Origin of the sequence: Pedobacter sp. (genome assembly GCF_040513095.1) — a bacterium.
Classification (GTDB): Bacteria; Bacteroidota; Bacteroidia; order Sphingobacteriales; family Sphingobacteriaceae; genus Pedobacter.
In genome coordinates, this window is sequence record NZ_JBEVDX010000141.1 from 1 (window position 1) to 9,561 (window position 9,561).

Genomic DNA, 9,561 nt, shown 5'->3' on the forward strand with positions numbered 1-9,561 from the left:
CTCGTTTTGTCCATGACTGGCTTACCTGCTTTCAGCAGACTATATTAAAACACCATACTTATGTATAAGATCGCATTTATTAGTGAACATGCCTCACCATTAGCTACCCCTGGCGGAACTGACAGCGGTGGACAAAATGTGTATGTAGCAGAACTTGCTTTGCAGCTGGCGGATGTGGGATACCTTGTGGACGTCTTTACACGCAGGGAGGATGTTGATATAGCAGCGGTAGTGCAGGTATCTCCCGGTGTAAGGGTAATCCACATTGACGCAGGCCCCGCTGTTCCCGTTCCTAAGGAAAGCCTGCTGCCATTTATGGAGCAGTTCAAGGATGAAATGCTGAGTTTTATGTTACGTGAGAATGAAAATTATCAACTTATACATGCCAACTTTTGGATGTCTGGTTTAGTAGCCTTGGGCATTAAGCGTTTAATGGGCATTCCATTTGTGATTACCTTCCATGCTCTCGGCCATGTGCGGAAGTTGCATCAGAAGGAAGCAGACAAATTCCCAGCACAAAGGGTGTATATCGAGGAAGAAATAACCCAACACGCTAACTGTATTATTGCCGAATGCCCTCAGGATAAGCAGGATCTGCTCAACTATTATCATGCTGACCCTGAAAAAGTTGCGGTGATACCCTGTGGCTTTAATCCCGCGGAATTTCATCCCCTTGAACAAGCTGCCGCAAGAGCATTTTTAAATCTGGCTCCGGAAGATAAAATTGTACTGCAGCTCGGAAGGATGGTCCCGCGAAAAGGTATTGATAATGTGATCAGGGCGATGGCAATTCTCCCTAAACAAAACGCTAATGTGAAGCTAATCATTGTTGGTGGCGAGGGTAATGCAGATGCTCCAGAGCTGCTTAGGCTCAGGAACATCGCTCAGGAATTGGGTGTGGATAAAATCGTCTGTTTTGCCGGCCGGCAGGAGAGGGGATTATTGAAACAATACTACAGCGCTGCCGATATTTTTGTTACTACGCCCTGGTATGAACCCTTTGGGATAACACCGCTGGAAGCTATGGCATGCGGATTACCGGTCATCGGCGCAGATGTGGGAGGTATCAAACATACTGTGCTGGATGGTAAAACCGGTCTGCTGGTGATGCCCAATCAGCCGCATATGCTCAGCGATCGCATAGCACTGCTGCTAAATAACCATCAATTGAGGATTGATATGGGTAGAAATGCCATTCAGCATGTAACTAACCACTTCACCTGGCATAATGTAGCTGCACAGCTAATTGAAGTTTACGATGATATCATAGTGCCGGGCAAAGCTACCGGATTACCAGATATTTATAATGAAACAAGATATGGCAGCTAGACGGACGATCTTTCTGGATAAGGACGGTACGCTGATCCCTGATATCCCATATAATGTCGACACCCGGTTGATCACCCTTTCTCCATGTTCGATACAGGGCTTAAAAAAGCTGCAGAGCCGCGGGTTTACATTCATTGTGGTGACTAACCAAAGTGGGATTGCTGAAAAAAGATTTAGCCATGAAAGTGTCTGTAAAGTTGGGGTAAGGCTAAAAGTTCTTCTTGAAGAACAGGGTATTAACCTATTGGATTTCTACTATTGTCCGCATGCCGCAACCGATGATATGTTTTTATCTGCCTTCAGCTGCAAATGCAGAAAACCTAAAGCCGGTATGCTGCTTCAGGCGGCCAGTGATCATGATATTGACCTGCATTCGTCATGGATGATCGGGGATATCCTGAACGATGTGCAGGCAGGCAATGCTGCCGGTTGTAAAACTATATTGGTAGACAACGGGAACGAGACAGTCTGGAAGATGGACTGGAAGCGGGTACCGGATATGATTGTTCCTACCATAGATGCGGCGGCTCAGTTTATCATTGGTACCGATGGATAAATGGGAGGGCTGCAAAAATGTCCTGTGTATCCGCGCAGATAATATGGGTGATGTACTGATGTCCAGTCCGGCTATAGCCGCCTTAAAGGAAACATTTGGCTGCAGGATTACGCTGCTCACTTCCTCTATGGGGGCGGTTGTAGGCCCGATGATACCAGAGATCGATGAGGTTATCACTGCAGACCTTCCATGGGTAAAACTACAGGGTGATAGTGATCCTGAACTTTTGCTGCAATTGACGGCTAAGCTCCGCGAAGGACAGTTTGACGGATGCGTAATATTTACAGTTTACAGCCAGAGTAGCCTTCCGGCGGCGTTGATGGCCTTTATGTCTGGTATACCCAGGTGTTTAGCCTACTGCCGCGAGAATCCTTATCAGCTCCTTAGCAATTGGCTGCCGGATGAAGAGCCATATTCCTTCATTGTACATCAGGTTGAGAGAGATCTGGCGCTGGTTAAAAGTATCGGTGCAGGGACGGAAGATCTGTCATTGCGCATTGCTCTCAGCATAAGCGCTTCAAATGCTATGCAGAACAAGCTGGTAAATCTAAATGTGCAAATTGCTGAGGGGTTTGTCATTTTACATGCAGGCGTTAGCGAAGACAAAAGAAAGTATCCAGGGAGTTTATGGACAGAAATTGGCAAACTTATACGCGACGAGATGGGCTTAAAGCTCATACTGACAGGTTCACTGAGCGAGAGGCAGGAAATTGAGATGATCAGATCTGAAATAGGGCCAGGCGCTTATAATACCTGTGGCGATTTCAGCCTTGAGGAATTAGCCGGACTGATAAAAGCAAGTTTATCTGTAATTTCTGTAAACACAGGTACGGTACACCTTGCTGCTGCCCTTAAAAAACCTCTGGTGGTTCTCTATGCACGAACAAATCCTCAGCATATACCCTGGATGGTACCACACCGAATTTTAGACTATAGCATACCCAGCGGTGCCGCAAGCAAAAATCAGGTGATAAGTTATGTTAACGGCCAGTATTACCAGGAGGAAGTCCCCTTTCCCACACCAAGACAAGTAGTAGATGCCCTGAAGGATCTATTATTAATTACTGGAAACAAATCCCTTAACGCTGCTTTCGGGGGCAGTTAAGTTCAGGACTGCCTCTTTTACCAGTGTGTAGTCCGGATGGCGTGTCCAGTCAATGCACTGGTGCAGCTGCTCGTCCTGTGGTGCCCATCTCCAGGGTTCCCCGTCCATGCTGATCACTACAGAAGGAATTTCCAGGGCCGAGGCGATATGTGCTACGCCGGTGCAATTACATATTATACCGGCGGCCCTGCCGATGAGGACTGCCAAACTTCCAAGCGTAGTTTTGCCTGCGGCAATTACAGATCGGGTTTTCATAAAGCTGGCCACGTCCTCTACAATTGGCATTTCATCAGTTGTTCCTGTAAGTACAACAGTATAACCGCGTTCGCTGCATAAGTCGGCTAGCCCTGCAAAAAACAGGGGTGGCCATTGGCGCCAGGCTCCCCGTGAACCGGCATGTACACAGATGTACCTGCCCTTTTGCAGGCCCATATTGAGTTCCTCGAACTCTGTTATATCCTGCTGGAAGACAGGAAACTCGAGCTGGTTCCCCACAGCATACACTCCCAGGTGTTCCATAAGCGCAATATGACGTTCGGTCTCATGCCCGTAAGCGGGATATTTCAGGAATGTTGCCCTTCCGGAATTTCTATTTTTAATGGGATCAAAGCCGGCCAGGTGCCGGGCCCCAAAAGTTAACAGCAAGGGGTTTACGATTGAACCATTACCCTGCATCTGCAAAAGCAGATCAAATTCTCTCGCCCTCACGTCCAGCAGGAAATCTTCCAGTGCCTGCATATTAAAGGGCTGTTCCGGCAGGCCGGGATAACCGGGAAAGGTGATGAAATCATCAAAATAATGGCTGAACCGCGCAACAAATTGTTGTGCCCAGGGAAGCCCGATCAGTGTAATATGCAAAGATGGTTTTCCCAGTTTTAATGCTCTGACGGCTGGGATACAGCATAACAGGTCGCCGAGCTGCAATGCCCTGAATATCGCTACCTTTTGAATATTGACGTTCATCATCATAAGAAAAATACATGAAATTTAATACATCCACAGGCTCTCCAAAAGAGTGACAAAAAGGGAATGATTAACGAGGTGATTAACATTTCGGACAGGTGTGCTTTCGAACGGGAAGTATATTTAATTCTTTTCTTAAAGAATATTACAAAGCATACTATGATTACTGCAGCGCTGACTGACATGCCTGAAACTGAATTGACCTGCGCAGCCAGGAGAAAGATGAGCCAGCAAATAACGCTAAGGTAATAGTTCCAGTTGGGATGTTGTTGTATGCTTTTACGGTAAGCTGAAGGATACTTTTTGAAGAGCAGTGCATCATATATACCTTTTCTCTGCTCCCTGAGGCTGATCCCCCATGGGGCCTTTCTAACCGGATGAATAACGACAGCATCTTCGTTTTTAATGATTCGTACGCCATCGCTGATCAGGCCAAAGTGTAAGTCGCTATCCTCCCGCCAGGCCATCTTATAATGTTCATCAAAACCGCCGCGCCGAAGGAGCGCTTTTTTTGTGCATGCACAATTAGCGGTAATAAATTCTGCTTCCTCCAAATGCGACGTATTATTTGCAAAGTCCGTCCATTCCAGGGCCGGAGGAACAATTGTTTTACCCGTGTAAGCTATATATTCCTCCTGTTGATATTTGCCGGCCAGGGCGAGCAGCCAGCCTGGCTGTGGCAGGCAGTCATCATCAGTAAAGGCAATGAGTTCTGCATGGGCGGCCCGCCATCCTATATTTCTCGCAGCTGCCGGACCTCCTTTACGCGGTGCTTGTATAAACGTGAGATTCAGGCTTATTGCATGTTGCCATTCAGTAACAGAAGCGAGGGTGGCAGCATCCGGACCGTCAGCCACGATAATCACTTCAAATTCACTGTGGGGCAATTGCTGATTGCTTAACGCAGTCAGGCAGTTAATTAATAATGCTGGTCTTTCGTAGGTTGGTATGACTACTGAAATTTTCATCTGATGGAATTTTTTCTAAAATAAAAGAGCCAATCACAAGCGCGTCAAATGGCGACGACCAAAAACATTCCACTGCATCCCTGGGGCTGCACACGATAGGTTTTCCCAGGGTATTAAATGAAGTATTTACAAGTATGGGTACACCTGTGAGTTTTTTGAATTCAAGGAGCAGCTGATGGTATAGGGGGTGCTGTGTGGCACTTACAGTTTGTATCCTGGCTGTCCCGTCAATATGCTCCACTGCCGGTATGCGCTCCGCTTTATCTTTCATCACGTCATAGATGAAGAGCATAAAAGGCGAGACCGTAGCTCCCTTAAACCATTCCGGAGCATCTTCTTCCAGCACAGCAGGGGCTACAGGCCTGAAGTCCTCACGGTCTTTTACTTCATTGAGGCGGCGTTGCATGTCATCTGAAATTGGCGAGGCCAGAATAGAGCGGCTTCCAAGTGCCCTGGGGCCAAACTCCATTCTCCCCTGGAACCAACCGATAATCTTATCCGCTGCCAGCAGCGCCGCAGTTTCCGAAGCGATGTTGTCCGTTTTTCTATAAGGGGCCTTTACTTTACGCAAAAAGTCCTCGATCATATCGTCACTGTATTCCGGACCCCAATAGCAGTCGTTCATCTGGAATTCTTTGCTGCTAACAGAACGCTCCCGGCTGTCTACCCACAAGGCAGCGCCCAGCGCTGTTCCTGAATCTCCTGCAGCTGGCTGTACCCAGATATTTTTGAAAGGGCTTTTGTCGCGTATGCGTGCGTTCAGCACACAGTTCAGTGCTACGCCCCCTGCAAGGCAAAGGTTATCATATTGGGTTTCTGCGTACAGCCATTCGCAAAGCTTCAGTACGCTCTCTTCAAGCACCAGCTGCAGAGAATGTGCCAGGTCGAAATGCTGTTCAAGAAATGGCTCATTAGGGCGGCGCGCCGGGCCAAAAAGCTTCACGAAGTCTTCATCATTTATACTATAGTTGCCGCTGCTTCCAATAGTGATCATGTCACGGAACTCCCCTGCATATACGGGCTTTCCATAGGATGCCAACGCCATCACCCTGTATTCATCTGAGGAATGCAAAAAACCCAGATAAGTAGTCAGTTTCTCATACAGCAGGCCCAGTGAGTGCGGCATGTCTACCTGACCCAGGCGTTCGAGCGTATTTCCTTTTCCAATGTTATAGGTAGTAGTTGCCACTTCACCGCGGCCATCGATCGTCATTACTGCTGCCTCTGTAAAGGGCGATGGAAGATAGGCACTTGCGGCATGTGAAAGATGGTGGTCTGTAAAGTGCCATTCCCAGTCTTTGGTAGTACTTCCTGCAAACCTTTGCTGCAGATGGTGGGGATATCCGTCAACCAAATGTCCTGGTGCATTCACTACCGAGGATAAGAAGAGTTGTTCCCAGGGGTTGCGTTTGCTTGCCTGATTCACTTGTCCGGGAAAGAATGGGATAGTTGTATAAGGATCACCGATTTGACTTTCTTCAATGAGCAGCCCCGGATCAAATGAATAGGCGATGTGATCTACATCTCTCAGATGAATTCCTGCGGTAGCAAGGCAATAATCGATTGCGTGGAAAGGGAGTTCGTATGTGGAAAAAGGTATAGGTCTTTTACCATGTTTATAGTGCGTAAAGCGCTCTTCTTCGGCTGCTGCTATTAAAATACCATCCTTAACCAAACAGGCCGAGGAATCATGAAAGACTGCATTAATACCAAGTGTATACATAAGCTTATAGGGTTGCATTTGTAACATGTATCCCCTCAATTTGATTTAGAATATATGAGGTCAGGTATTAGTTTTATCTCATTAACGTGTTAATACGCAGACATAAAATATTAGGTATTTATCGTTGAAACTTTCTGCAGTACCATGAGTTATAGCTGCAATAACTTAATATGAAACAGGTATACACAGCTGCACTCTCCGCCTTTGATCAAATCGTTTACGCTACTACCCATCTTCCTGTTCATCAGCAGCAAATTTTCAAATCTTTCTGGATGGGCGGTTATGAATGTTCTGATCAGCTGAATTGTTATGGACACCGGGTTGATCTGCTCCATGAGACGCGGCATCTGGACAGGATTACGGAGGATTATCTCCAGCTGCGGAACTTTAATATTCATACTGTTCGTGAAGGGATACGCTGGAGCGCGGTAGAGCCGCGACCCTATCAGTATGACTTTAGTACTGTATGCAGGATGATACATGCGGCGAAAGAAACTGGTATCCAGCAGATCTGGGATATCTGCCACTTTGGATTTCCAGATGACCTGACTCCGCTTCATCCGCAGTTTACTCCGCGGTTTGTATCCTTGTGCAAGGCTTTTATCCGGTTCTACAGGCAAGAGGTACCAGAGGGGACAGTCATCATTACGCCTATAAATGAAGTAGGTTTTATCTCCTGGCTGGGCGGCGAAGTAGCGGGAACTTCGCCCTATGCAATTAAGATGGGATGGGAGGTTAAATACGCTTTGACAAAAGCTTATATCCAGGGCATAAAGGCGATCAAAGATGCAGATGCTGCAGCTTTAATCCTGGTTACGGAACCCCTGGTAAGCATCGTTCCTCCCCTTGATGCGACTATGGAACAGGTTGATGCTGCAATTTTACAACATGAAATACAGTATCAGGTGATGGATATGCTAATAGGGAGGATATGTCCCGAGCTCGGTGGACAGGAGGGACTAATTGATATTGTAGGATTTAATTTCTATTACAATAATCAGTGGATTGTTGGAACCGAGCAATTCCTGCCCTGGGCAAATGATGAACCTGATGAGCGATGGAGGAGTTTAACGTCGCTCCTGATAGAGGCACAACAAAGATATTATCTGCCAATGATCATAGCAGAAACCAGCCACCCGGAAGAAGACAGGCCTATTTGGGTAACTACCATCGCCAAGAGCTGCCAGGCGGCAATCGATGCCGGAGTGAATTTGTTAGGGATTTGTTTGTATCCGATCATAGACCGGCCCGACTGGGATGATCTGAGTAACTGGCACCGGTCAGGTCTTTGGGACGGAGATGCCTCCAGACCCCAAAGCAGGGAACTTTACCTGCCTTATGCCCGGGCATTGCTGAGGGCACAGACATTTATCAATAACAGGAGTCATGGCTGCGATTCCGCTGTTACAAGCAATGAAATTACTTAAATCAGGCCATTCTTTACCGCAAACTTTACCAGTTCGGCTGAGTTACGGCATTGTACTTTTTCAATTAATGAACGGCGGTGTCCCTCAACTGTCCTTTTGCTTAGAAACAACTTTTCTCCCATCTCACTGTTGGTCATGCCTTGTGAGATTAAGTCAAGCACCTCAATTTCCCTCGAATTAAATTCCAAACTGGTAGTTGCAGTATCCTGCTTCTGCAGCCCTTGCAGAGGTTTTAGAAACAATTGATGAGACAAATTAGCGCTGATATATTTACCGCCTCCGGCAATATGATTAACCGCGAAAAGTAATTCATCTGCACTAATATCCTTGGTGAGATACCCTTCTACACCGTTGTCAAATGCTTCAGTAATAATTTTATTATCCTCTACCATGGTCAGAAAAACTACGCGGACAGCAGGGTAATGATTTCTTATTTCTTTCAGCAGCTCCATTCCGGAGGTATCAGGCATATGAAAGTCGGTAATGACCATGTCGGGCAGCTCATTTTTCATCAAGTACTCCAGCACCTGCGCGCCACATACTGCTTCTGCAATAACAGAGATTTTCGGGTCAGATCCAAGTAAGAGCTTTATTCCGGAACGTACCAATTTATGGTCTTCTACGATAACAACTTTTATTAAATCCATTTTGTATATAATTAAACCTTGTTGATGTTTGGTAATAATACACACAAAAATTTACCCCCGCAACGTATATGTACGTGTTTATACTGGGGTAACTACCTTTAACTCATTCAATATTTTCTTACTTGTAGCCAGTGCCTGTGCCACTACCTGATCCATATTATAATACTTGTAGGTGGCCAGGCGCCCTACAAAATAGGTGTCCGCTTCTAAAGCGGCCAGTTGTTTGTATTGCTCGTATTTTGCAGCGTTTTCGGGTTTAGGAATAGGGTAATAGGGATCGCCGTCTGCTTTAGGAAATTCATATACAACTGATGTCCTTTCATGCTTTTGCCCGCTTAGGTATTTAAATTCTGTGATCCTGGTAAAATCGTAGTCGTTGGGATAATTGATGGTACCGGTTTCCTGAAATACTTCTTTATCATAAGTCTCAAATTTAAAGTCGATGGAGCGGTAGGGCAGCTTACCATAGCGGTAATCAAAATACTCATCAACCGGCCCGGTAAAGATCATTTTTCTATAGCTGATTTCAGACAGCACATCACGGTAATTGGTATTCAGCATGATATGAATGTTTGGGTGATCCAGCATCTTTTCGAACATTTTGGTATATCCATGCAGAGGCATAACCTGATAAGTATCAGTGAAGTATCTGTTGTCCTTATTATTCCTTGTAGGGATGCGTGCAGTTACTGAGGCGTTGAGCTCTGAGGGATCCAGGTCCCATTGTTTTTTAGTATATCCGCGGAAAAATTTTTCATAGAGCTCCCTGCCAACATTGCTGAGTACAACATCTTCAGAGCTGAGGACCGGGCTGATTTTTTCTGCTTTATCATTGAGAAAACC

General features: G+C 46.1%; 9 protein-coding genes. 4 read left to right on the forward strand and 5 right to left on the reverse strand.

Annotated elements, in window-relative coordinates; genetic code table 11:
* Window positions 1-60: 60 nt before the first annotated feature.
* The 3 genes from ABWY16_RS15780 to ABWY16_RS15790 are packed head-to-tail and all read left to right on the forward strand — an operon-like array spanning window position 61 to window position 2,990.
* Window positions 61-1,329 (forward strand): glycosyltransferase family 4 protein, encoded by a 1,269-nt coding sequence (locus ABWY16_RS15780; RefSeq protein WP_353905613.1) that lies wholly within the window; start codon window positions 61-63, stop codon window positions 1,327-1,329.
* On the forward strand, window positions 1,319-1,885 hold the full coding sequence (locus ABWY16_RS15785) for a D-glycero-alpha-D-manno-heptose-1,7-bisphosphate 7-phosphatase (protein WP_353905614.1): 567 nt from the start codon (window positions 1,319-1,321) through the stop codon (window positions 1,883-1,885). The genes ABWY16_RS15780 and ABWY16_RS15785 overlap by 11 nt, the downstream gene beginning before the upstream one ends.
* On the forward strand, window positions 1,878-2,990 hold the full coding sequence (locus ABWY16_RS15790) for a glycosyltransferase family 9 protein (RefSeq protein ID WP_353905615.1): 1,113 nt from the start codon (window positions 1,878-1,880) through the stop codon (window positions 2,988-2,990). Before ABWY16_RS15785 ends, ABWY16_RS15790 begins: the two co-directional genes overlap by 8 nt.
* Here ABWY16_RS15790 and ABWY16_RS15795 read toward each other — a convergent pair.
* Genes ABWY16_RS15795 through ABWY16_RS15805 form a run of 3 tightly spaced genes read right to left on the reverse strand, consistent with a single transcriptional unit; the run spans window position 2,943 to window position 6,644 of the window.
* Window positions 2,943-3,959 carry a glycosyltransferase family 9 protein gene (locus ABWY16_RS15795; protein WP_353905616.1) on the reverse strand — a complete coding sequence of 339 codons (1,017 nt, stop codon included), beginning with the start codon at window positions 3,957-3,959 and terminating at the stop codon, window positions 2,943-2,945. The two genes, ABWY16_RS15790 and ABWY16_RS15795, sit on opposite strands and share 48 nt — an antisense overlap.
* Window positions 3,956-4,921 (reverse strand): glycosyltransferase family 2 protein, encoded by a 966-nt coding sequence (locus ABWY16_RS15800; RefSeq protein WP_353905617.1) that lies wholly within the window; start codon window positions 4,919-4,921, stop codon window positions 3,956-3,958. The genes ABWY16_RS15795 and ABWY16_RS15800 overlap by 4 nt, the downstream gene beginning before the upstream one ends.
* On the reverse strand, window positions 4,869-6,644 hold the full coding sequence (locus tag ABWY16_RS15805; RefSeq protein WP_353905618.1) for a carbamoyltransferase family protein: 1,776 nt from the start codon (window positions 6,642-6,644) through the stop codon (window positions 4,869-4,871). The genes ABWY16_RS15800 and ABWY16_RS15805 overlap by 53 nt, the downstream gene beginning before the upstream one ends.
* 170 nt (window positions 6,645-6,814) lie before the next feature.
* Between ABWY16_RS15805 and ABWY16_RS15810 the strand changes: the two genes are divergently transcribed.
* Window positions 6,815-8,071, forward strand: coding sequence for an amine oxidase (locus ABWY16_RS15810; protein WP_353905619.1), 1,257 nt, complete (start codon window positions 6,815-6,817; stop codon window positions 8,069-8,071).
* Here the strand turns inward: ABWY16_RS15810 and ABWY16_RS15815 are convergent.
* A complete protein-coding gene (locus ABWY16_RS15815; protein ID WP_353905620.1) occupies window positions 8,068-8,718 on the reverse strand; it encodes a response regulator in 651 nt (216 codons plus the stop codon). The genes ABWY16_RS15810 and ABWY16_RS15815 overlap by 4 nt on opposite strands.
* Before the next feature lie 78 nt (window positions 8,719-8,796).
* Window positions 8,797-9,561 (reverse strand): UDP-galactopyranose/dTDP-fucopyranose mutase family protein (locus tag ABWY16_RS15820; RefSeq protein WP_353905621.1); only part of this gene is annotated, 765 nt, incomplete at its 5' end.

Excerpts from the sequence above, each read along its gene's own strand:
- ABWY16_RS15780 (WP_353905613.1), top strand. The coding sequence starts at position 61 with ATGTATAAGATCGCATTTATTAGTGAACATGCCTCACCATTAGCTACC.
- ABWY16_RS15785 (WP_353905614.1), top strand. The coding sequence starts at position 1,319 with ATGGCAGCTAGACGGACGATCTTTCTGGATAAGGACGGTACGCTGATC.
- ABWY16_RS15790 (WP_353905615.1), top strand. The coding sequence starts at position 1,878 with ATGGATAAATGGGAGGGCTGCAAAAATGTCCTGTGTATCCGCGCAGAT.
- ABWY16_RS15795 (WP_353905616.1), bottom strand. The coding sequence starts at position 3,959 with ATGATGATGAACGTCAATATTCAAAAGGTAGCGATATTCAGGGCATTG.
- ABWY16_RS15800 (WP_353905617.1), bottom strand. The coding sequence starts at position 4,921 with ATGAAAATTTCAGTAGTCATACCAACCTACGAAAGACCAGCATTATTA.
- ABWY16_RS15805 (WP_353905618.1), bottom strand. The coding sequence starts at position 6,644 with ATGTATACACTTGGTATTAATGCAGTCTTTCATGATTCCTCGGCCTGT.
- ABWY16_RS15810 (WP_353905619.1), top strand. The coding sequence starts at position 6,815 with ATGAAACAGGTATACACAGCTGCACTCTCCGCCTTTGATCAAATCGTT.
- ABWY16_RS15815 (WP_353905620.1), bottom strand. The coding sequence starts at position 8,718 with ATGGATTTAATAAAAGTTGTTATCGTAGAAGACCATAAATTGGTACGT.